The sequence below is a fragment of the Patescibacteria group bacterium genome (genome assembly GCA_028710985.1).
In the GTDB taxonomy this organism is placed as follows: domain Bacteria; phylum Patescibacteriota; class Patescibacteriia; order JAHJFT01; family JAHJFT01; genus JAQTTB01.
On sequence record JAQTTB010000001.1, the window covers coordinates 460,302 to 483,451 of the forward strand.

19 protein-coding genes are annotated in these 23,150 nt (G+C 50.9%); all 19 read left to right on the forward strand.

Going from position 1 to position 23,150, the window contains the following annotated elements:
• Positions 1 to 33 precede the first annotated feature (33 nt).
• The 19 genes from PHW53_02240 (at position 34) to PHW53_02330 (ending at position 23,144) form a co-directional block, all read left to right on the forward strand.
• On the forward strand, positions 34 to 333 hold the full coding sequence (locus PHW53_02240) for a hypothetical protein (GenBank protein MDD4995257.1): 300 nt from the start codon (positions 34 to 36) through the stop codon (positions 331 to 333).
• A 153-nt stretch (positions 334 to 486) separates the two neighbouring features.
• A complete protein-coding gene (locus tag PHW53_02245; protein ID MDD4995258.1) occupies positions 487 to 1,251 on the forward strand; it encodes a sigma factor-like helix-turn-helix DNA-binding protein in 765 nt (254 codons plus the stop codon).
• A gap of 103 nt (positions 1,252 to 1,354) precedes the next feature.
• Positions 1,355 to 1,558 carry a hypothetical protein gene (locus PHW53_02250; protein ID MDD4995259.1) on the forward strand — a complete coding sequence of 68 codons (204 nt, stop codon included), beginning with the start codon at positions 1,355 to 1,357 and terminating at the stop codon, positions 1,556 to 1,558.
• Positions 1,559 to 1,734: 176 nt separating this feature from the next.
• Positions 1,735 to 3,204: a hypothetical protein gene (locus tag PHW53_02255; GenBank protein MDD4995260.1), complete on the forward strand. Its 1,470-nt coding sequence runs from the start codon at positions 1,735 to 1,737 to the stop codon at positions 3,202 to 3,204.
• A gap of 92 nt (positions 3,205 to 3,296) precedes the next feature.
• Positions 3,297 to 3,539 (forward strand): hypothetical protein, encoded by a 243-nt coding sequence (locus tag PHW53_02260; GenBank protein ID MDD4995261.1) that lies wholly within the window; start codon positions 3,297 to 3,299, stop codon positions 3,537 to 3,539.
• A 13-nt stretch (positions 3,540 to 3,552) separates the two neighbouring features.
• Positions 3,553 to 4,104 carry a methyltransferase domain-containing protein gene (locus PHW53_02265; GenBank protein ID MDD4995262.1) on the forward strand — a complete coding sequence of 184 codons (552 nt, stop codon included), beginning with the start codon at positions 3,553 to 3,555 and terminating at the stop codon, positions 4,102 to 4,104.
• A gap of 105 nt (positions 4,105 to 4,209) precedes the next feature.
• Positions 4,210 to 4,626, forward strand: a complete 417-nt coding sequence (locus PHW53_02270; protein MDD4995263.1) for a hypothetical protein — start codon at positions 4,210 to 4,212, stop codon at positions 4,624 to 4,626.
• 114 nt (positions 4,627 to 4,740) lie between these two features.
• Positions 4,741 to 5,106 (forward strand): YraN family protein, encoded by a 366-nt coding sequence (locus PHW53_02275; GenBank protein ID MDD4995264.1) that lies wholly within the window; start codon positions 4,741 to 4,743, stop codon positions 5,104 to 5,106.
• A 214-nt stretch (positions 5,107 to 5,320) separates the two neighbouring features.
• Positions 5,321 to 6,682, forward strand: coding sequence for a transcription termination factor NusA (nusA, locus tag PHW53_02280; protein MDD4995265.1), 1,362 nt, complete (start codon positions 5,321 to 5,323; stop codon positions 6,680 to 6,682).
• A gap of 12 nt (positions 6,683 to 6,694) precedes the next feature.
• The gene (locus PHW53_02285; protein MDD4995266.1) at positions 6,695 to 7,456 is read left to right on the forward strand and encodes a YidC/Oxa1 family membrane protein insertase; all 762 of its coding nucleotides are present in this window, start codon (positions 6,695 to 6,697) and stop codon (positions 7,454 to 7,456) included.
• Positions 7,453 to 7,791 carry a PRC-barrel domain-containing protein gene (locus tag PHW53_02290; GenBank protein MDD4995267.1) on the forward strand — a complete coding sequence of 113 codons (339 nt, stop codon included), beginning with the start codon at positions 7,453 to 7,455 and terminating at the stop codon, positions 7,789 to 7,791. Before PHW53_02285 ends, PHW53_02290 begins: the two co-directional genes overlap by 4 nt.
• Positions 7,792 to 7,801: 10 nt before the next feature.
• Positions 7,802 to 8,398 (forward strand): hypothetical protein, encoded by a 597-nt coding sequence (locus tag PHW53_02295; protein MDD4995268.1) that lies wholly within the window; start codon positions 7,802 to 7,804, stop codon positions 8,396 to 8,398.
• A gap of 311 nt (positions 8,399 to 8,709) precedes the next feature.
• Positions 8,710 to 8,847: a hypothetical protein gene (locus PHW53_02300; protein ID MDD4995269.1), complete on the forward strand. Its 138-nt coding sequence runs from the start codon at positions 8,710 to 8,712 to the stop codon at positions 8,845 to 8,847.
• A 73-nt stretch (positions 8,848 to 8,920) separates the two neighbouring features.
• Positions 8,921 to 10,279, forward strand: a complete 1,359-nt coding sequence (locus PHW53_02305; GenBank protein ID MDD4995270.1) for a radical SAM protein — start codon at positions 8,921 to 8,923, stop codon at positions 10,277 to 10,279.
• Between the two features lie 82 nt (positions 10,280 to 10,361).
• A complete protein-coding gene (locus PHW53_02310; protein ID MDD4995271.1) occupies positions 10,362 to 11,102 on the forward strand; it encodes a hypothetical protein in 741 nt (246 codons plus the stop codon).
• Positions 11,103 to 11,140: 38 nt separating this feature from the next.
• Positions 11,141 to 12,052 carry a hypothetical protein gene (locus PHW53_02315; protein ID MDD4995272.1) on the forward strand — a complete coding sequence of 304 codons (912 nt, stop codon included), beginning with the start codon at positions 11,141 to 11,143 and terminating at the stop codon, positions 12,050 to 12,052.
• A gap of 306 nt (positions 12,053 to 12,358) precedes the next feature.
• Positions 12,359 to 13,684, forward strand: a complete 1,326-nt coding sequence (locus PHW53_02320) for an O-antigen ligase family protein (GenBank protein ID MDD4995273.1) — start codon at positions 12,359 to 12,361, stop codon at positions 13,682 to 13,684.
• Between the two features lie 117 nt (positions 13,685 to 13,801).
• Complete coding sequence (locus PHW53_02325) at positions 13,802 to 14,305, forward strand: hypothetical protein (protein MDD4995274.1); 504 nt, start codon at positions 13,802 to 13,804, stop codon at positions 14,303 to 14,305.
• A 4-nt stretch (positions 14,306 to 14,309) separates the two neighbouring features.
• Positions 14,310 to 23,144 (forward strand): hypothetical protein, encoded by an 8,835-nt coding sequence (locus PHW53_02330; GenBank protein ID MDD4995275.1) that lies wholly within the window; start codon positions 14,310 to 14,312, stop codon positions 23,142 to 23,144.
• The last annotated feature ends 6 nt before the right edge of the window (positions 23,145 to 23,150 follow it).

Here is a 23,150-nt window from a genome sequence, read left to right on the forward strand (position 1 = left end):
TTGAAGAATGGACTTTGAAAAAGGAGCAAGCGGATGAGAGAATATTCTTTGCGCTACGAATTACTGAAACGTGAGTACGATAAAGTGACGAGTGGCCGGAAATGCGTGGCCTCGTGCCAGCGCATTTATGATTTTACGGCCAAGGGTGATCGGCAAGCCGGGAACATTGCCAGAGGGTTTCTTGATCGCCTCGTGCATCGGCGCGGCAAGAACGCCGTGGGCAGGGTGCGCTTGGAGCGGCTGGATCCGGATGACGAGATGCCCAGTTATGCGGTCGCGATTCCATCCGAAGTGCGCCTCAGTATATGTCTGAAAGCGAGGAGGGTTTCATAAACGCGGGTTTATCCCCGCTGTCTCACCGGTCATCTTGCATTGGAGGATGTATAGCTGGCCGGATTTTTTTCAGGCAAACATTGACACTGGCCGGGTTTTCTGTTTTAATGCATTGAAAAGTTGATTATAATCGTCAGGAAGGAGGAAGAAGGGATGAGAGAGGTAATAAACGACCGGAAAGCGCTCGGCGAAGCGGGAAAGTCTGCCGAGCGTCTCAGGGAAAGGCGTTTTATTTACCGCAACGCATTCGCGCAATATGCCGCGTTTTGCTATGAATCGTCACTACCCGGTCCGCCGCCGAAGATGGATCCGGCAGCTGCCAAGACGCTCGAGCGCTGGCTTCGCATTTCGGAAGTCAAGATCGCGCTCGGCGGAGCGACGCTCGCCATGGACGAGATTTTGGCCCCCGGCTACCCACCGGAACGCGCCGGTTACGCCAAGCTCCTCGAAAAAGTGCTTAACGACTGGCTCAAGCCAGCGGATCCCGAAGGCTGCGCCATGAAGGATTTCTGGCAGAGCTATCTTGTCGCCGTCGCCACTGGTACAATCAGCGCGCCGGTTTCATACGAAAAACTTATCACTGATGTGATACGGCGTTTTACCGCCGATCAGCGCTCCGAAGTCCGTCCGGTATGGGATGAAGCCGCGTTTCAGCTGGTCGACCGGGTTCTGAACGAACTTTCCGAGCAGGAACGGAGCGTGATCCGCAAGCACTATGGCATGGATGGAAAGGCCATGACGCTCGATAGAATCGGCCGCGAATTTTCCATCTCTCGTGAACGCGTGTATCAGATTGAGGTTGCTGCGCTGCACAGGCTCCGCGATCCAAAGCACAGCCGCCGGCTCAGGCCTCTCGTTCAATCCGTTACGCAACTGCTTACCGACCGGCTCGCGTCAATCAAGCGGATGGTTTCATAGCCGCCTCTCGCTGGCAGCGAAACTCTGTTTCGTTGCCGTTTTTTTTATTCACCTCGCCGTTCATTATTGGTATACTGATAGCAACAACAAGGAGGTTCGCACAATGGATAAGAGAAGACTCAAGAGATTGACCTCTCTCGATGGAGTAAGTGTCGAATATCGCGAGAGCGAGCTCAATCATAGCTTGAGCAAGGAAGAACTCCTGAAAGAGCTGAACGAGCTGGTCGATGACTATAATTCAGGTCTTGAGAATCCTCAGGTTGCGGAGGCAACCGAGATTCCGAGAGGATGGGAGATTTTCTTCTAATGGCCGAGCAATAAGCGTAGACGCTCTTTCATAGGCAATCGCCAATCCTTGCCGATCAAAAAAAGATCGGCTTTTATTTTTATGGTATTTTTAAGGTTGAAAGCCTTGACTTTTTTATTCTTTCGGCGTATAACCAAATATCTTGTACTTTAAAATATTTTAAGGAGGTAAAGAACATGAACGCTAACGATATGACGCATGAGAACGAGCGTACTGGTCGGCTTCCCAAATATCCTGTTTCCGAAAGCGCTTTTGATTTGGCAAAGAGGCATGGCGGCATTGCCACAACGCCCGAAGAGGCGCTCCGCGAGCTCGGCGTGAGGAAAGTCTACTGCGAAACCAGGGCTTTTTACACGCTGGTCGCCGAGAAGGAATATGCCGAGCTTTGTTCAATCAGCCATAATCTAATGCGCGAGTATCCCGGTTACATCTTTGCCGATCATCTCGATCGGATGCGCCGGATGATCAATGGTCACGAGCTGCTCACTCGCGGCGAACTGGGGTTTGTGAAATCCCGCGCCGAGCAATTTATTGCCGCCAAGGTTCCGCCGATATTCAATCCGGATCTTTACGGATATTCCTATTACACGGTTTATCCTCTTGATTCCGTGGAAAAGGGCGTGACGATCATGCGGCTTTTTCCTTCGGTTGACTTTATTATCCAGTTCGCGATCGGTATGTTCGAACTGCGCCGAACGGCAATTGCCGCCCGCCTTAAGAGCAAGGGCGGGTTCTCCCCCTCGGCTTTGCTGATACAGCCGACTACCGTCAGCGACGTATACAGGTTTAGAAGTCGGGCTTTTCACAAGCCGAAGCAAATCAATCCGTTTCTGATTCGCGAAACGCTTTCCTACGTCAAGGAGCACTTTAAGTTTCAAGACGGGGATCGCGCGAGTTACGTATCCGAACGGCAATGGAAAATCTTCCTTCACCTGGAGGAAGCCATGTCCCGGATGCCGTTTGTTCGCGAATACGAGACCTGGAACGGCGACACGGATGTCGTTCTTGAAAGGTGCTGGTATCTCCGCTTCAAGTCCGCAGACATTCTGAAGATTATCCGCGCGCGCAAGGACGCTATGCCCTTTCCGCCGCGCGACCGGGATCGGCAGATCTGGAAGCAGTTCAATATGCTGTTTCCGAAAATCTGCCCGGATCTTCAGGATATCGCCGCACGCCAACGCGCCGAACAGATACTTGAATTGGAGGGTCGTTTTGAGCGCGTCGAGTCGGTTGACGATCTGTGCGGTTTGCCGGACTGGATCTTCACCAAGGAGCCTTGGCGTTCTCGGTTCATGCCAAAGCTCGTCGGCCTCTTTGAAAGCGCTTGCGAATATCTAGCGCGGGAATCGTCGGAGTCGATTTTTCTCGCAACTACGGAAATTTCCGAGCGCGTCCATATTCCATCCGTCGTCCTCTACCGACAGCCATTCAAGCAGGTCTTGAGTGCGGTGCGGCTCCGGACGGTACGCGAGATGGATGACCGGACTTTCATACTTGTTTTCTGCGGCGAGAGCAACCGACACCGCAAAGCAAGTATTGCCTGCTCCAGGTTCTATGAGTTGGATTCATCTTCGCGCGCCCTGCGCCAATATCTCCGGCACCGATCCCAGCAGCTTCATAGTTCTCTCTCTGCTTCTTTCGATTAGCCGCTGCGCTCCGACCTCGTGTCGGAGCCTTTTTTTATTCAGCCGGCGCTTGCCCATTTTACGCAAAAATTATATAATAACCGTAGAATTTTATGATTGCACAGATAATCATCGGAATCGTCATTATCCTGGTCGGTGCTTTTATGGTCATTAAAACCGAAACCTTTTACGGCATCTTCGGACCAATTGCCTGGGCGGACGCCAAATTCGGCGGTACGCGATTTTTTTACAAAGTTCTGGGCATCGTATTCTGCATCATCGGATTTATGGTTGTCACCAATATGTGGCAGGGAATTATTACTTGGATTTTCGGATCATTACTTGGAAAAAAATAATTTTTTTATAGATATGTCAATCATCCCATCAACCAGCGAACTTATTAACGCCGCCACTCTTCTTGCCCAGGGTGCGATTCGCCAGGGCATGAAGGTTGCGGATTTAGGTTGCGGCAGCACCGGCCATTTCGTGTTTGCCGCGTCCGAACTTGTGGGAAAAGACGGAATCGTCTACGCGGTTGATATTCAAAAAGGAGCGCTTGATGGCGTTGAAAGCCGCACGCGGCTTGAGGGTGCCGAGAATGTCAAAACCGTGTGGTCGGATATTGAAATGTTCGGCGCGACTCGTATCCCGGCGGCGAGTCTTGACCTCGTTCTTCTTGTCAATAATCTTTTTTTGGCAAAAAACAAAAGCGAACTGGCGCGCGAAATCATCCGCCTGATGGTTCCTGGCGGCCGGCTCATTGTCGCAGACTGGAAGATGACGCAGGCGCCGTTTGGCCCGTCCGTGAATGATCGCATTTCGCCCGAAGAAGCAAAGAACGTATTTTCTAAGGCCGGGATGAGGCTGGAAAAAGAATTTGAAGCCGGCAAATATCATTACGGCTTAGTATTTGTAAAATGAATCATGAATCAGGAATCATGAATTAAGAATATCGCGCATCGCACGTCCCTGATTCCCGATTCTACGCATTGGTAAAAATTTACTATAAAATAAATAACATCCAATATGTTTGATATCAGCCCTTTATTAAAAATTTCGTATTGGTTTGACCGCCGGCCGCCGGCGCTTGAGCCGGCCGCCCAGCAGGTATTTTTTTATGTCTTTGCCGGGCTGGTCGCGCTCTCGGTTGTCATTTCCATAATTATAAAAAAGAAAAAAGAAGAAGATCCGTGGGTTGCCAAAGGGTTTCAAAAAGTTTCATCGTGGTGCCTCACTATGGGCGTGGCCGGCCTGATGATTTTCTTTTTTAGTTTTGAACAGGTGCCGATTCTTTCCATGAGAATTTGGTTTGCGGGCTGGGCGGTTTGGGCGGTCATTTGGATGATCTTTATAATCATGTTTTTCGTTAAAACCATTCCGGCGGAAAAATCCAGGATAAAAGAAAAAGAGCGGCTGGAAAAATATCTGCCCGGGAAAAAGTGAGAATGTTGAATAACTATTCAACATTCTCATCCCGACCCCGAGCGAAGTCGAGGGGAGGGATCCCTTATCTTCCGCAAGAGAGTGTTGGTTGATTATAAAAACCACATCAAAAATATGATCAAGCGGCTCGGCGAATGGGGGGAGGACATTGCGGCCGCTTTTTTAGTTAAAAAAGGATATACCCTGGTTGAGCAAAACTGGCGCTGTGAACTCGGGGAGATTGACTTGGTCATGAAATTCAATGATAAGGGAAATGAGGTTTATGCTTTCATCGAAGTCAAGGCTCGCGCCGATACGGAATTTGGATATCCGGAAGAGGCAGTCACCCGGTCAAAGCTTAATCATCTCGTCGCCGCCTGCGAGGCATATTCATACGAGCATAATTTAAAATCAATCTGGCAAATCGATATCGTGGCGATTATCGGAACGCCATCGTACGGGATTAAAGATATCAGGCATTTTTCTAAGTTGGAGCTATAATTTTGAATTTCTATGGGCCTTGCGTCTATTTTTGCCGCATGCTATACTCAACGCAGACTAGTCTCAATAGACTAGTTAATTTTTTACCAAGAATATGAAATCGTTGATTTTTCAACGATTTCACCCTGAGCGAAGTGAAGGGTCTTATGCCTAAACAGAAAGTAAATTGCTTGCTATAATTAGATAAAACTTAGTAATACTTATACCTAAAAATATGCCATCAGCAATCACCCAGGCGATCAAGCAGATTTGTGAGGAAAAAAACATTTCCTACGAAGCCGTGCTTGAGACAATTGAGGCGGCCATGGGCGCCGCGTACCGCAAGGATTTCGGCAATAAAATGCAGAATATCCGCGTTAATTTTGATCCCGAAACCGCCGGGATCAAGGTTTTTGACGTTAAAGAAGTGGTGGAGGATCAGGAAATCGAGGAACTTGAAGAAGGCGAAGCCGAAGCGGCCGAAGAGCCAAAGGGCAAAGAGGTCAAAGAAAAAGAAGAGGAAAAAGAAAAGCCCGTTGAGCCCAAAGAGGGCGAAGTGGCGGAAGGCGAGGAAGCGAAATTCAATCCCAAGACCCAGATTATGATTTCCGACGCCAAGGATATTAAAGCCGACGCGAAAATCGGGGACGAGATACGCGTTGAGCTTGAGGTTCCGGGAGAATTCGGCCGCATGGCCGCGCAGACCGCGAAACAGGTCATCACGCAAAAATTGCGCGAAGCCGAGCGTGAAAATGTTTATAAAGAGTATAAAGATCGCGAAGGTGAAGTCATCAACGCAGTTGTCCAGCGCCGCGAAGGCCGCATCGTGCTTATTGATCTCGGCCGTATCTCAGGCATCATGAGGCCCGAAGATCAGGTGCCCAGTGAATTTTATCGCCCGGGCGAGCGCATTAAGGTTTTTGTCGCCAAAGTTGAAATGACCACCAAGGGTCCGGAGATACTTCTTTCGCGTTCGCATCCCGAGATGGTACGGCGCCTCTTTGAACTAGAAATTCCGGAGATTGCCTCCGGCGCGGTTGAGATTAAAGCTATCGCCCGCGAAGCCGGATCGCGCACCAAAGTCGCGGTAACCACGCGCGAAGAAAATGTTGATCCAATCGGCTCCTGCATCGGTCAGCGCGGCACCCGTATCCAGACAATTATCAGCGAACTCGGCGGAGAAAAGATTGATATCATTGAATGGAAAGAAGATGCCGAAACATTTATCATGAATTCGCTTTCACCGGCCAAGACCGCCCGGGTTACTTTGGATCAAGAAGGGCACAGCGCGCTTGTGTCCGTGGCACCGGATCAGCTTTCGCTCGCCATCGGCCGCGGCGGACAAAATGTGCGCCTGGCCGCGCGCCTCACCAGCTGGAAGATTAATGTTGCCGAAGAAGGTGGTGGCGTGATTGCGGATTCGGAAAAAGGCGAAATCGCGGCTGAAGCCGAAAAGCCGGCCGAAGAAGCCGCGCCGGTCGCAGAGGTCAAACCCGCCGAGGAAATTGCCCCGGTTGAATCCAAGAAAAAGAAAGAACCAAAAAAGAAGAAAGTGAAAAAAGAGAAAAAAGAAGATAAAAAAGAAGGCAAAGAATAACCAGAAAATTTTATGGAAATTTTTCAGACCATCCTTTATCAGCCAATATTTAATCTTTTGGTTTTGATTTACGATTTTATTCCGGGCCACGACATCGGGCTCGTGATAATCGTGCTCACGCTCGCCATCAAGGTTATTCTCTACCCCTTGTCCCGCCAGTCAATAAAATCGCAAAAAGCCATGACCGAGCTTCAGCCCAAGATTGACGAGATCAAAGAGAAATATAAAGACAAAAAAGATGAGATGGCCAAGGCCATGATGGAGATGTATTCTAGCCAAAAGGTGAGTCCGTTTTCTTCGTGTCTGCCACTCATTATTCAGTTGCCGATTATTTACGCCCTTTACCGCGTCATGCGCGACGGTTTGAGCTCGACGCATCTTGACCTGCTTTACGCCTGGGTGCCGAATCCCGGCCACATCAGTTCAATGTTTTTGGGAGAAATTGACTTGGCCGTGCCGAGTATTTTTCTCGCCGTGCTTGCCGGCATCGCTCAATTCTGGCAAGCCCGGATGATGAGCGTGCGCCAGCCGCCTAAGTCAATTCGCAAAAAAACCGGAGCCATTGACGAGAACCTGCTCGCTACCATGAACAAGCAAATGGTTTATTTCATGCCCATCATGACGGTGGTGATCGGCGTGTCTCTTCCCGGCGGCCTTGCGCTTTACTGGTTTATCAATAATCTTCTCACCATCGGCCAGCAGTATCTGACTTTTGGCAAGAAAAAAACCGCGGCCGCGATTCCGCCGCCGGCTAATCCAACCCCGACCGTATGATTATCCCGTGGGAAAAATTAAAAAATTTACCGGTTGAAACCCAGAGCGGCGAACGGCTCGGCCGGATGAGTGGTTTTGATTTATCGAGCGACGGCCAGGACATTAAAACCTACCGCGTTAAAAGCCGCGGAATAATCAAGGGATTGATGAATGGGGAACTCCTGATCAGCCGTGAGCAGGTCGTGTCAATCAATGACGAACGTTTGATCGTTCCCGACGCCCTGGTCACCGAAAAAAACGCGCTTCGGAGCGAAGTCGCGTCGCGCGTCACGGCCGAAAGCGCGCCCGCCACCCAGAGTCGGATTTCAAGCTCACAAAATTTAAATAATTCTTAATTAAAATTTTATGAATCAAGTCTTAAAAATTATCATCGTCGCATTGATCGCCGCAATTATTATCGGGGGTGGTTATTATTTCTGGCAAAAAAATCAAGCAACTCAGTCAACGGCAGGATTAGGAAACACAGCAGCACCGGCTGGGGAGGAGCTGCCCGATCCACTCTTGTATTCAACGGCCGGCCTTCCGGTTTCAGTTTCGAAAAATGCAGTATTGTTTGATTACACAGTCGAGCAATTGGAGGGGATGGCAGGGGAATGTGGTTCTCAACACGACCCCGATTATTTTGATGAATTGATTTTAAAGTTCGTCGCTGCGGGTGCGACAAAGCATATTTACAACCTTAAATATTCTGATGCGAGCCAGGAGCCTGACACTTTCGTCATTACCCTGTTGCCTAATGAAGCGGGATACGCTTCCCTTGATCAGTTCAAAAAAGATTTTGATATATGCGCCGCAGGTGGCGATGCTTATCCCACCATGCTCAGCGAAAATTGGCTTCTTTTTGTAAATTCATGCGGAAGCGGATTTGATGACGGTTCGGGACGACCGATCGGGTGCGAAAAAGTACGAGAAATCGTTGAGCCTACATTGAAGTTGAGATAAAAATCAGCGTGCAAAATTAAACCGAAAAAATTTTTCAAGCCATCTCGAAAACACTGGCGTTGAGAGCCCGGGAATAAAACCGAAGTCGGTTTCCCCGGGTTTTTTGGCCGGAAAAATTAAAAGATTTATTTCGTATTAATCTATTGACAAAATTGGGGATAGCACTATGATGATCATAGGTCCTTAACATCTAGCCTCAAGTCCTACTTCTCTTGCATTGCTGCTTTGGGTCAATGAAGTTAAACGAAAATTCATGGTGAATTTTCGGCCCAAAAAGCAGCAGAAGACTGTAGGCGAGAAAGGAGGAAAAAGTGAAAAAGCCGCGGAAAAACACCAAGCCAGTCGTGCTCAAGGCCGATGATCGCGCGAAGGTTCTGGGAAATATTCCCAAACCTGGTCGCGACGTCGCTGACTGCGTTTGCTACACATCGTGCACGCGCTGCACGTAGCCGCAATTGCAGTGGGGGGTGTGGAAAGTAACTCTTCCCACCCCCGCATTTTTATAGAGAAGGAGAAAATGCTATGCAACTTTCCCGATGGTGCCACACGTTGCATCAAGATGGCGTTTCGGCGCTGGTGAACGCACTGACTCTTGGAGTAGTGTACATTTCAACCGAGGAACTGCGCGCTTTTATGGAAGCACTGCCCTCATCAGATAATGTTGGTGAGGTGGGGCTCATAGAAATTCTTACAGCCCAGGGATTATTAGTTGAAAATCAGACTACCGATGAGTTGGTATTCGCAAGAACGCGCGAACGGCTCAGATCGGAGATGTCGCTCGAGCTGCTATATTTGCTTGTCACCGACGGTTGCAACCTGCGATGTACCTATTGCTTCGAAGAAACGCCGTCGCTTACGGCCCCATTCCATTCGACGCAGATGACTAAGGAAACGGTTATCAGGGCGCTCGATCTATTCGCGAGGATGACGGCACGACACGGCAACCCGGAAAAAAAGAAGGTGATTCATCTTTATGGCGGCGAGCCGTTAGCGAACCGCAAGGCGGTATATGAGGCCGTGTTCTATGTTGACGAACTCAAGTCGCGCGGTATTTTGTCCGACAGCTGTCAGATCGCAATCGTGACCAACGGAGTACTTCTCAAAGAGGAGGACGCACGGCTCTTCGCGACACACAACGTTACGGTTGGACTCTCGATTGATGGCCCAGCATCAGTTACCGATTTTTATAGGATTCCAAAACGCCGAGATGTGCGCGTTACGGAACGCATTACTTCTGCATTTCGCCTGCTCAAGCGTCATAATGTGAGTATCGGGCTGTCGGTAACCTTGACGCCCCAAGCGATTGAACGCTTCGATGAATTCGTCGCCTTCTTCACGGACGGGGAATTTCGCGAGGTGGACGGTGTTAGTCTGAATTTACTTCATTTTTCGCCCAATCTGATATTGCCTGACGATTATTATCACGCGGCCGTAGAGTGCCAGATAAAATTCTTTAAACGGTTTCGTGAGGCCGGACTCTACGAGGAGCGGGTGATGCGTAAAGTTCGTGCATTCGTGGATCAAGAACCGATGTACGCAGATTGCGGCGTGGTAGGCCGACAGCTCGTCGTCGCTCCGGATGGACGCATTGGCGTCTGTCAGGACTTCGTCAAGCCAAGAACTTACTTTCCGCGCTCTGTGTACGACGTGGAACATCACGATCTCCTTGAGGCGCTCTTCGCGGACTGGCGCGATCGTTCACCGTTTTTCATGCCACAGTGCAGGGATTGTTTAGCCATTAGCATCTGCGGCGGCGGGTGTCCCGCGAGTGCCGAGCTTAAAACCGGTAGTCGGTATAATCTCGACGAACGCGCTTGCCATCATAGTAAGCAAATACTTGAATGGTTGGTCTGGGATGCGTACGCAAAGCTCGACGGCTAGCGGCTATCAGGGGGTTGAGAATGCTCAAAATATTTGCTACAATAGGGAAGATGAGAAACGCTTATCTTCCCTAATTTTTTATATGAACTATCCTCACATTACTTTTCGCAAAAGCGCAAAAAAAGATTTTGAAACTTTACGCGCCTTCACGAAAGATGCCGAATATGATAATGGCAGAAATTTGAATTGGGCAGTATTCAAAAAATATCCCCGTCTAAAAATATATTTTGATAAAGATAAACATTTCAAAATCAAAAATGAAAAAGTATTGAGCAATTTTATTGATGAAACATATCGTGGTGAACAGATAAATATGAATCGTGCCTTGGCCCAGCACAAAAAACGTTGGGAAAAAATTGCTTTGGATTATTTTTCACTCGTTGACGAACTCTTCAGCGGACGCAAGTGGCCGCGGGGTAAATATGTCGCCTTAGGCACGATCTGGGGCATGTATCCGCGTTTTCTGGAAGACAAAACATTCCAGATTCCATTTCGCCATCGTACCCCCGGGTATATTTCAGTTGTGATTGCGCATGAACTACTCCATTTTATGTTTTATGACTATTTTTACGCTCATTATCCAAAATATCGTGGTTCCGGAAATAATTTTATTGTCTGGCATATCTCAGAAATTTTTAATACCGTCGTTCAGAACTCACCGGCGTGGCTTAGCCGTTTTAAAATAAAATCACTTGGATATCCAGAACACAAAAAAATTGTCGCGCGCATAGGCCGTACCCTGTACTGCAGTAATACATGGGATCTGAACGCGCTGGTGGACAAAATAATAAAAGAAGTGCAGAATCAGAAAATAAACAAATAGTCCCGACTGATGTTTTGCTTCGCGAAACAAAAAACTCTGTGCAAAATGATTCCTCGAAAATTTTTCAAGCAATCTTGAAAACACTGGCGTTTTTTGACATTTTTGATTATCCGCTCACTTCATTGGAAATCTGGCGGTATCTGTACGCGCCGGGTGAGCAAAAAATTTCCCTGAATCAAATTATTGAAGCCCTGGGAAATCCGGAACTAAAAGCCAAAATCGGTTTTTTCCGGGGTTTTTATTTTTTGGCCGGCAAGCAGGATTCGGTTGAACTGCGCCGCGAGCGGAACGCAATTGCCGAAAAAAAATTAATCCGCCTCCGGCCATACGCAAAATATCTCAACCGGCTCGGCGCGGTCTCCGGAGTCGCGGTGGCTAACACTCTTGCCATAAAACACTCACGGCCCGAATCGGATATTGATTTATTCATCATCGCGCGTCCGCATGCGGTCTGGAGCGCACGGTTCTGGGCCATTCTGCCGCTTTATTTTTTCGGCGGACGTCCCCGGCCGGGAAGCATGCGCGATAAATTCTGTTTGAGTTTTCTGGTTGATGAAAATCATCTTGATATTCTGCCGTGGAAAATGGAGCAGGATATTTATTATATATACTGGCTCGCGACGCTCATGCCCGTCTCCGGTCCGGAAGTGTTTGCGAATTTTTTTGAAAAAAATAAATGGATAAATAAATATTTGCCGAATTTTTTCCCGCCCGAGATGAGCGCGCGCGGGGAGCGGCGCCCGGCCTCGCGCCTTCCGTGTTTCGGCGGACGCATCTTAAAAGCGATTCAGCTTTTTGTGATGCCAGCCGCGCTCAAGGAGGCGGCGGCGCGGCATCACACGGACGTTATAATTTCCGACACTGTTCTCAAATTCCACCTTAATGACCGCCGAAGTGAATATGAAAAATGCTACCAGAAACGAGTTGCGAAAATTATTGATACAGTATAAAGCCCTTCCTACAATGTGTTGGGCAATTATAATCGTTTTCTAGCATCACTCTTGTTTGCTTTCAGCAGGACATACTTTTGTAACCAAAAGTATGCAAAAGTTTCGGGGGCGCAAATTCGCTCTCGAATATAGGTAATGATTTACCGATTTAATCCACGCTCAGTTGCGCCCCCGAACCCCAGGGCACTGGTCAAGACGTTCTTAAAGGGTTCTCTCCCTCCTGCCTGCCGGCAGGCAGGTTGTAAAGGGAGAGGCAGAGAGGGATTTTACGTCGTCGGTTAGGGCAGGGGTTAGGTAAGAAATAATATGTTACAACGCATCGCAAAATATCTCCTCTGGTTCTGGGTTTTTCTCATACCGTGGCAGACGCGGTGGATTATCGTTGATCCGATAATCGGCGGAGCGGCGTGGGAATATGGGCGGGTTAGCCTTTATGCGGGTGATATTATTTTTATAGCCCTTGCCGTCATTGCGGCATTTTTGGCTAAATCCCAAATCTCTCTGCCCGAGGCGGATGCGCCTCTGGTGCAAAATCTCAAATCTCAAAAATTTGGATTGAATTATATTTTAATTTTGATTTTTTTTCTGTGGGCCGGGGCGACTTTGATTTGGGTGGATGACCGGTTGGTCGGATTTTATTATGTTTTGCGTTTTAGCCAGATTGTTGCGCTTTGGTTTATCATAAAAATTATCAAACCAAATTTAAGTTTATTTTTGTCCGCGCTGATTGCCTCCGGCGCGGTTCAGGCCGGGCTCGCGATCGCGCAGTTCGGATTTCAGTATTCTCCGGCCGATAAATGGCTCGGACTCGCCTCGCACGCGCCCTGGGAGCTTGGTCCGGCCGTGGTGGAAAGCGCGGCCGGCCGGTTTCTGCGCGCCTACGGCAGTTTGCCGCATCCCAACATGCTCGGCGGATTTCTGGTTTTTTGCCTGATCGCGGCCGCGCATTATATCAGCCGCGTTTCCGGACGAGTGGCGCTCTGGCTTGTCCTGCCCGTCCTCGTAATGTCGCAGGCCCTGGTCTGGAGCTTTTCGCGCTCTGCCTGGCTTGGACTCGCCTTCGGTTTTGCGGTTCTTATTCTAGGTTCGCGCGGCGTAAGAGATACACAGAAAAAATTCATCGTGATATTTGTTTTAATTTCGTCGGTTTTTCTCGCGAACGCCGCGCTCGCGCCCGATCTCCTGGGCTCGCGGCTCGCGGCCGCCGGCCGGCTTGAAGCCCAGTCAATTGCCGAGCGGGGAGCGCAGGCCGGACTCGCGCTTGAAGCCGCGAAATCCCATCTTCTGGGCCTCGGCCCGGGAAATTACACGGTTTGGCTCATGCAAAAGTTTCCCAATTTGGCGGGCTATGCCTATCAGCCGGCCCACAATCTTTATCTTCTGGCATTGGCCGAACTCGGAATTCCGGGGGTAATAATTCTTGCCGCCCTGGCCGCCATGTTTTTGAAATTTTGCCGAAAAAATCTGCTTTGCCTTTCCCTGCTTGCGGCCGCCGGCATAATCAGCCTGTTTGACCACTATTTTTGGTCCAGCTACAGCGGAATTTTGCTCCTCGGCCTTGCCCTCATCCTGCCTGGGGTTAATGGGTTTTCAATTCACGCGCATTCTTGGTATAATAATCGCGAGGAATAAGAATGTTTAAGCCGAAAAATGGATAGCCAAACTCGAAAGCTCTCCAGAGGCGAGAAGTGGAGCTTATTTGTATTAAGCGCCGCGACTTTGTGTATCGTAATTTTGGCTTCATGGCAGATGAAAAATACGATTTTTTCACCGTTTGTCCAGACGCCAAGTGAGGATACGCGCGCTCTGTTTGATAATTCACTGCAGCTTGAGGAATTGCGCGGCAAGGACAGCGATAGCGATGGCTTAAGCGACTTTGACGAGCTCTATGTCCACAATACGAGTCCGTATCTTCCGGATACTGATTCCGACGGTATGAGCGATTCCGCGGAAATCACTGCCGGTAAAGACCCAAACTGTCCCGAGGGCCAGGAATGCTATATTGACCAGACCGGCGGCACCTCGACCGCGGCCGGAGAAACCGAAGAAGTGAATTTGACGGAAAGCGAAAAGGCCGATCTTATGCTCCAGCTTCCGGCCGATGAGATCCGCGAGCTTCTGAAAAATGCCGGCGTGCCCGAGGAAACGCTCAACCAGCTTACTGACGACGAACTCAAACAGATGGTTGCCGATGTTCTTGCCGAAGAGGGCGGCTCATTGCCGGCGACCGGCTCAACTTCAACCCAAGAGTAAATTTATGATGCGTTTAAAACAACAAACAATGCGGACAATCGTTGCGCTTGTTTGTTTTGTTTTTGTTTGCAATCTCCTGCTCGTGCCGATTCATTACGCGCGCGCTCAACTGGTAGTAACGGATCCGGTTACCGGCCAGGCAGTCACCATAAAAAATGTAAAAGATTTTATAAAGACCCTGCTTGTCGGCGTGGCCGGCGTTGCCGTAATTAACGCAGCAAATTATTTCGCACAAAAGCTCGCCTACGACGCCGCCGTAGCTTTGGTTTCCGGCGGTAAGGGCCAGATGCCGCTTTTTTCCACCAAGGGCTGGGGCGATTATTTTAAAGACGCATCGCTCGGCGCGGTCGGCGAATTTGTGGGCACTTTGTCCGAAGGATTTGAGGGCCTAGATCTCTGTAATCCCGGTCCGCCCGGCCTTGTGGCAAAACTTCAGACCAGTTTGGTCAAACCATATATTCCGGTGGGCGAAGGCCCGGAGCCAAAATGCGAGTGGAGCAATATTTCCGAAAACTGGACCGAGTTTACCGAAGACTTTACCACCGGCGAGGTTCTTCAGCGCTCGGGCGTGATGTTTGAACCCGGCCAGTCGCCGCTTTCCATTACCCTTGAAGCCAGCCGCAATCTTTCGGTTCAGGTTTATGAAATGGAAAAATTAAAAACCCTGGAACGCGAGGAGGGGGAAGGATTTTTGGCCAAGACCGGCATTATTTCCGGCGAGGTCCAGACTCCAGCCCAGGTCATCGCCCAAAAAGCCAAAGACCTTTCAAAGAGCGGCGAAGAATCCCAGCAAACTAATGTCCAGATGATGGGTTCGGCGCTCGGCGCCGGCGCGACGCAGATTCTCACTTCCGCGCTTGGCACATTCGTGAATACCCTGGCCGGAAAATTATTGGAAAAAATATTTAACAAGGGTTTAATTAGTTTTCAGAAAAAGGGAAAAAATACCGGCGCACTCATTAATCCTGAATTTTCGCTCGTCGGCACGCGCGAGGTGGCGCAGGAGATGCAGTCCGATCTGATTACCCCGCCGATTAAAGAGGCCGAGGTTTTTGATCAGGTGACTGATTTTTCGGTCTGCCCCTCCCAGTTCGCCAGCCCGAATAACTGCGTAATTGACCAGGGATTTTCCGAAGCCCTGCGGCGGGAACAATCCGGTACCCCGCTCTCGGTCAAAGAGGCGATTAATCAGGGCCTGCTCCGCGGCGACTGGCCGCTTATTTCCTCGTATGACCGCGCCCGCAACACGGATATTTTTTGCTACACCTACGGATATTGCTATTCAAATTTAGTCAAACTTCGCAAGGCGCGCATCGTCCCGATCGGTTGGGAAATTGCCGCGCAAAAAAGCGGCGCCTCGGCTTCGCAGATAACCTTGAGCCAGGCCATGGATGCTTTCTATGACTGCGGAACCGATGCCGATGGCCGGCCGGTTGTGGATTCCGAACATCCGTGGTGCCACCTCGTCGATCCAAACTGGATTATCAAATATCCGCTTACCCAGTGCCGCGCTTCGGTCTACGGTTCAACCCTGCTCACCGCCGAAAACAGCCTGCGTTCCGAAACCTGCGTTGATTCGCCGACTTGCATTGCGGTTGATGACGGCGGATCCTGTGTCGGGGGTTGGGGATACTGCACCCGCGAAAAAAATACCTGGCATTTTGACGGCGACCAGTGTCCGGCGCGTTACGAGTCCTGCATCGCGCTTGAAGACCGGAGCGGCAATCAGGTTTCGTATTTATTAAATACCGTAAATTACGGCGCCTGCACTTCGGAAAATGTTGGCTGTCGCTGGTACGCGCGCGAAAAGGCCGGCGACAACTGGACCGCGACCGCAAGTTATAATTCCACGGATAAAACCATGGTCGCGACCGCGGGCGCCATTTATTTAAACAAAAACGCGGCCGAATGTTCGGCTTCGGACGCCGGCTGCACGGAAATGATCCGTGCCACGGCGACCGGAGCGACTTTGAATATTCTGCCCAATCCGAGTTTTGAAACCGCGTCCGCCGAAAATCCGGCCATGCCCGAGAACTGGGTTGCCGCCCGCGATAATTCCAAATACACCAGCGCGGCAACTACCCTGGACGCCACGGGGGACAAATCTTACGACGGGGTCGCGGCGGTTTCGCCCGGCACCGGCTTAGCCGCCGAAGTCAAACTCAATGCTTCAAGATTTTACACATTCTCTTTTTACGCGCGGACTTCCAGCCGCGCCACGCTTCTCGCCGGTGTTTCAGTCCTGAAGAGCGATCGTGTCAAAGCCGATCTCACGCCATATTATTTTTCTGGAACCAATTGCACGCGCGGCACCCAATTTGGCGAAGGCGGGGTAAATGAATCAGTTTATTTTAATCAGATTGCACCGCCCACCGAATACGCGCGCTATTCCTGCACCTTTACCACTCCGGTTGCCGCGGCTTCGCCCAAGGGATATTTTATCGGCCAGATATTTCTCTATAGCCAGGACGGCACCTGGATTGACGCCGTCCAGCTTGAAGAATCCGAAACCGTAACCGCGTTTCATGAAGGGATTTCCAGCGGAGCCGGGAGTGTTTATCTTAAAAAACCGCCCGAATATCTGGGATGCACCGGCGCCTCAACCGATCCGGCCGAATGTTCCAATTATCTGCGCCAATGCCTGGCATCGGATGTCGGCTGTTCAATGTATTATCCAACAAACGGCGATCCGGCGCTTGCCGCGGTCGCGACCGGCGAGAATATTTGTCCGGCCGAATGCGTCGGCTACGACACCTTCCGCGAAGAGCCGAGTCAGTGGACCGCCGCGGCCAAATTCCCGCTTTACTTAATTCCGGATACCGCCGAGATGTGTGAAGCGAGTGTCGTGGGCTGCGATGAATTTACCAACTTAGATGCCGCTGAAGCTGGTGGGGAATCCAAAAATTATTTCACTTCAATCCGCTCCTGCCAGAAGCCGGCCGCGGACAGCGAAACGTTTTATACCTGGGAGGGCTCGGACACCGCCGGCTATCAGCTCAAGACGTGGGTGCTCAAGGCGAGCGACAAGGACGCCGGCCCGTGTACCACGCTCGCGCCGGGCGGGACCTGTAATGATCCAGCCGTCGGCACCGCGGACTATGACGAGCGCGACTGCTCGGAAGATTTTAAAACCGACGCCAACTGCCGCGAATTTTACAATACCGCCGGCGGAATTTTTTATCGCAATTATTCAGATACCATTATTTCCACCGATGAATGCTATCGCTACCGCAAAACCGAAGCAACCGGGGAGGCGGATTGCGAATCAACCGGCGGCCAGTGGAGCGCGGCCGGAGAATGCATTTATCTGGGCTATCCGTCCGAGAGCCAGCGCTGCGGCGCCGAATCCGCGGGCTGCCGCGCCTACACCGGCCCGACGAGCCGCAATGTTGAGGAAGAATTTTTTGACGAATTTGAAAATAACACAACCCAGGATTGGCAGGGCGGGGCCGTGAGCACCGAATCCGTCACGCTCGGCGGGCATTCGCTCAAAGCCGCGTCCGGGGCCGCGGTTTCCAAAACCTGGGAATTAACCGCGGGCGAAACTTATATTTTGAGTTTCTGGGCCAAGGGACAAGGCACGGTGGCCGCGCAAATTGACGGCGAGCCGCTCGGCAGCGTCGCCCTCGGTTCGGAATGGGCAAATTATCAGGTCGGGCCCCTGCTCATGAGTGAGGCGGGGATAGGTTCAGTGGTTAGCTTCAGCGGATTTGCGGTTGATTCGTATCTGGACAACATCCGGCTCACTCGCGTATCGGATCATCTTTATTTAATTCGCAACTCCTGGTATACGCCGATGGTGTGCGACATGAATAATCAGGGCGTCTACCTGCCGCGCGCCCAACTCGGTTGCCGCGCCTACACGGACAGCGAAAATCAGGAAAAATATTTTAAATCATTCGATCGCCTTTGCAGCGAAGGGGCGGTGGGCTGCGAAGCTTTTATTGATACTTACAATTCCGCGTCAACCGCGAAACAGATATTCAATCAGGGAGAGGACGGCGCCGAAGTCACGGTGCCCGGCGACACGCTTTCATATTATGTATATGACGAGAACATGGCCTGCGGCGCCGACGCCAAAGGTTGCGAAGCGATGGGTCGCCCGATTTTGGATCAGGATGGTCATACCGTGCTCTCGTACGATGATGTATATCTCGTGAACGATCCGGAAAATTATTCCAACTCGCTCTGCCTCACCGAAGAAGCCTACTGCGACGAATTCAAGGGCGATACCGGAACTTATTATTTCAAACATCCGGAAGACAAAACCTGCGAATTTAAGGAAAAGGTGAAAATTGCCGGGCTGGAATATTCGGGTTGGTTCCGCACCGGCACCGAAGACCCGTGCTATGGGTCGTATCTCGGCGCCGGCAACTCGTACGGTATCTGGAAAAACGGCGACTCGGGCTATGACGCCTGGTACGGCAACTGCCCGGCCGACATGAGCACCTGCACCAAATTTACCGATCCAGCCGACACTTCGGCCGATGAGCCGCAGGGCAAATCATATTATTATTTGGATAACGACACGCTTGATACTAAGAGCTGCGCTGGTTCGGCCTCCAAAAGCGCGGGCTGCGCCTTATTTAACAGTACTTCAAAGTCAACCAAGACAGAAAATTCCTGGGCGACTTATCTCACGAGCGAGGACAATAATTTCGCCGCTGTTGCCACAATCGATTGCCTCAAAAGCGATAGTCCGTATTGTACCAAGGTTTGCTTTGATAAAGAATTCGGCCCGGAAGCGTTTGTTCCGTACCGGTTCGGCCATAACTGTCGCGATGCCGGCGACTGTTCGGGCTACAGGGGTTGCGGTGAGATTTCAAGTTTTGGCAGCAAATGGCGGCACTGGATTCCGGAACAGAATATTTATCAATACACCGGTTCGTGCGAGGCCGGTTCGGTTTGCGCGGCCGGCAATCCGGGCTGTACCGTCGGCGATCTTTGCGTGGATATGGCCAAAGAGCTCCTGCGCAATGATTCAAATGAATTATTGAAAGTCCGCCGCGACCGCGAATGCGGCGAGTGGCTGGCGTGCCGCAGTTCGGTTTCGGTCTGGGACAATGAAACGCAAAAATACAAAAAAATCTGCACCAGCCTCGGGCTTTGCGACGAGTTTGCCCCGGTCGGGGATTCCAGCGAGTGCGTTCATTTTATTGAGAGCGAACACGCCGAAGACGTGCTTTCCGAAGCGCTTTACACCGCGCGCGATGTTTCCTGGGAAGGCCAGGATTATTCGGGCTACGCCATTCCGAATTATTATTCCATTGACGAGCTTTCGCCCATTGATTTGAGCAGTATTGTCGCCGGTTCAAGCCTGCCGGATTTGCGCGTTGCTTATGTTGAAACCGGCTGCGGCGCCGGCGTGGCTACTGGCCAGACATGCGGAGACGCGAACGCGCTCGGCAACAAGGGTGTCTGCGTTGCCCAAAAATGCGTTTATGCCATCAACGGCGAAGCCCTGCCCACGGCCGGAACATCGGCGGAATTATATACGTCGCTTACCGCCGGGGAAAACAAATACCGCGTGGTCGGCCAGTCCTGCCGCGCTTATCCGGAAGAAGGCGCGCCGTTCCCCTCAAGCGTGGCCGAGTGGGAGAACGGAAAAATGACCACCATTGACCCCAACTTCAAACGCGCCAATATCTGCGAGCAGTCGATCTGGGAAGATCTGAACAGCGACGGCGTGCGCGATGAAAACGAAATCACGTATCAGGACTGCGAATGCGATTATCAAAAAGTTGAATTTGGAAACGGCGCGGTCACGAAATTTTATTCCACCAATGAAGTTAATATTCCCAAAGGCATCTGCCTCAATGGCCCGCGTTCCGGGCTTTCGTGCGTGCCGGGCGCGGAATACGACGACACCCTGCCGGCCGATTCCGCGGATAATCAAAAAACCTGCGGCGCGATTACTTCGGGCGGCGCCTGCCAGGCGGTTGAGCGCGCCGACAAATTCGTGGGCTGGCTCGGCCAGTGCCTGGAGCGCGATTTGCGCACGCCATTGAACGGCAGCACCGAAGATTTTGCCTGCCTGACCTGGTATCCGTCTTACATTCTTTCCGGCGGACAGGATGTTTATAATCTTTTCCCCAATGCCGGATATAATCCGACCAACACCGGCCGCTACTGGTGCGCCGAGGCGCGGGGCATCCGCAATTCCATTGGACCGACTCGGGCTGGCGAAGATTATGAAGTCATAACGCGCGATAATATTGCCAGTACCACAAAGTGGACAAAAGATCCGCCGGGCGTATTATTCCCCGGGGTGCTGTGCACTGGCGCTATTAATTGTCCGGATGCAACGGGCCAGGAAAAGTCCGTGTGCCACGACTTTGGTTCTTACAGCGCCTGTGCCACGGGTAAATTTTATGGCAGCTATACGGCTTCTGAAGATTCGGCCTGGAATCTTTTGGTCTATACGGCCGACACCAAGGATTATTCAGAAAGATTTTTGCCGGCAACACAATACGAAAATTATTATCTTGACGAAATCGTTGCCATTGAACTCGCGGTTGACGGCGCGCATAATCCCAAGTTGTGGCCGGATGGCCAAAACAGTGATACTGAAGATTTTTACGAAGACGGAAACAATATATTAAGCCGCCAGAATGAAGTTGAATTGAAAAACGGATTCAAAGCCTGGGAAACAAGCTGGGGCATTCCCGAAGAAACAAAAATTCCGTCAAGCGCTCCGCCGATTCTCACGCAGGCCAATTATGCGTTTTCCGGAGAATATAAATATGAGCATGTAACCGAAGACGCTTCATGCGAAAATGATTACAGCGATTCAAAGAGCTATTTTGCCATTCGCGCCATCTTTGACGCAAACGGCAAATTCCGCGGATTTTGGACCACAACCTGCAATGGCACAAGCAAGCCGCGCGCCTGGGTGAAATTTAAAGTCGTTTTTCACCTTGCGGAAAATTGCGAATCTGTCGCCCAGGTGGTAAAGGCGAGCGGAGAAAACAAGGCCTATACCGACCGGCTTTATCAGGCAACGAATTTTTTAATGATTGTTGGCAGCGAATATAAATATCCGCAGACTTTCGCGCCCTTTGGTTCGGCGCAAAGTTACGAGTCGCCGCTTGGCCAAAAATTGCCGTGGATTGTCGGCGATAATCGGAAAGACAAAAATTCTGTCGGTACGCCGGACTTGAGCCTGATTCCGGAAGATTACACTCTCGCCGGTTCATCCCTTGGTTGTAAGGGCGCATGCGCCAAAGAAGAACTCGATGATTTAAATTTTAATACTTTAACGCGCGCCCTGGGCAATCTTCAGCAGTTATTTACTGCGGTTTATAAAATATTTGAGTGGGAGCCGGGCTATAAACAGGGCAAATGCGAACCGTCCGGCGGCTGGTCGGAAGGAACGGGTTTCTATATTCCCTGCAATGGCGAGGGCAACACATGTGATAATGATCCGCCCGGTTCGTGCGTGCAGTCTCTTGAATGCGATATCGGTCCGCTCGCCGGCGATCGAAATTGCGCAATAAATGATTATTGCCAGGGCGAGTCCGGATATTGCTATCCAAATCCAGACACCACTGTTTACGGCGATACCGGCGGCGGACGATATGGGGTGATTGAGGAAGGCGAAGGCATTTGCACCGGCAGCTTGCGCGGCAGCGCGCTGTGCGGCGATATTGAATACCCGGATGAGGGCACGAATAATTTTCCGTCTCCCGAGGGCACCATCAATTTAACCGTTGACGCCGAACGGGCCGGTGATGAATTCTGTCAGACTTCGGGGGTGTGTATTGATTGGCATATTAGCGATGGTCAGACAATTTATCAGTGCTATGGCGGGCTAAAACATGGCGAGTCATGCAGCGGACAAAGCGATTGCGGCATTAATGCCATGAACGGCTTTTGCGACAGCGGTGTTTGCACGGGCGGCGGCTTTGACAGCATATCGGAAAAAGTTTTCTGTTCCGATAACTCGCAGTGCATAATTTCAAATGCCATGTGCGCGACAAATGTTTATCGCTGCAGCGACGGACTATTGTCTGGCGCCGAATGTGATCCGGGCTCAAGCATTTGCGGCCAGTCATTTTCTTGTACAGTAGACGCTGTTCCGGCAGAGCGTGACTTTTACGAAAAGAGCGTTCCGGCCTCTGTCTCCGACACGGCCGAAAGCCAGGGCGTTCCGCCGACCGTCGCGGCCATTGATTTTACCAAATGCGATCAATCAACCGGCACCTGCCGCATTGCCAAGCTTAACGGTTTTGATGTGAACAACTGGTATTACGGCACCATCACCGGCCAGGAACAGCTCAAGGCAACCATCCGCTTTTATGCCTGGGCCGACCATAATCAGATGCCAATTGTTTCGCGCACCGTGGACTGGGGAGACTCAAGTCCCAAAGACATGACCTCGGCGAGCAAATACAAAAACTATAAGCCTTATTGCGACAGTGATTCCCTGGAATGTTCGGACGCTCCGGGCATGACCTGCAAGACATCGAGCGACTGCCCGTCCGGCACCGGCACGTGCCAGCCGGATCTAAGCGGCGTGCCGCACTTTGGCAATGATGACAAAGCCTGCAGCGAGGGATTTTTCCAGTTTGAACACACTTATCTTTGCGATGGCGGCGACGAGCTTGGTACTTGTCCGTTCAGCGGTTCGCCGGCTTCGTCAGACAGCATTCCGGCCAATGGCTGCAAAACCGCGACTGCCTGTTATTACCGCCCGCGCGTCCAGGTTCAGGATAACTGGGGCTGGTGCAACGGCGACTGCAATGGATTGGGTGAGGGGTGCTATGAGGATGAATGCTTTATTACAAGGGATGATCCACATTGGACCGAGTTTGATGGCTACATCAAAATAAATAAATAAAAAATA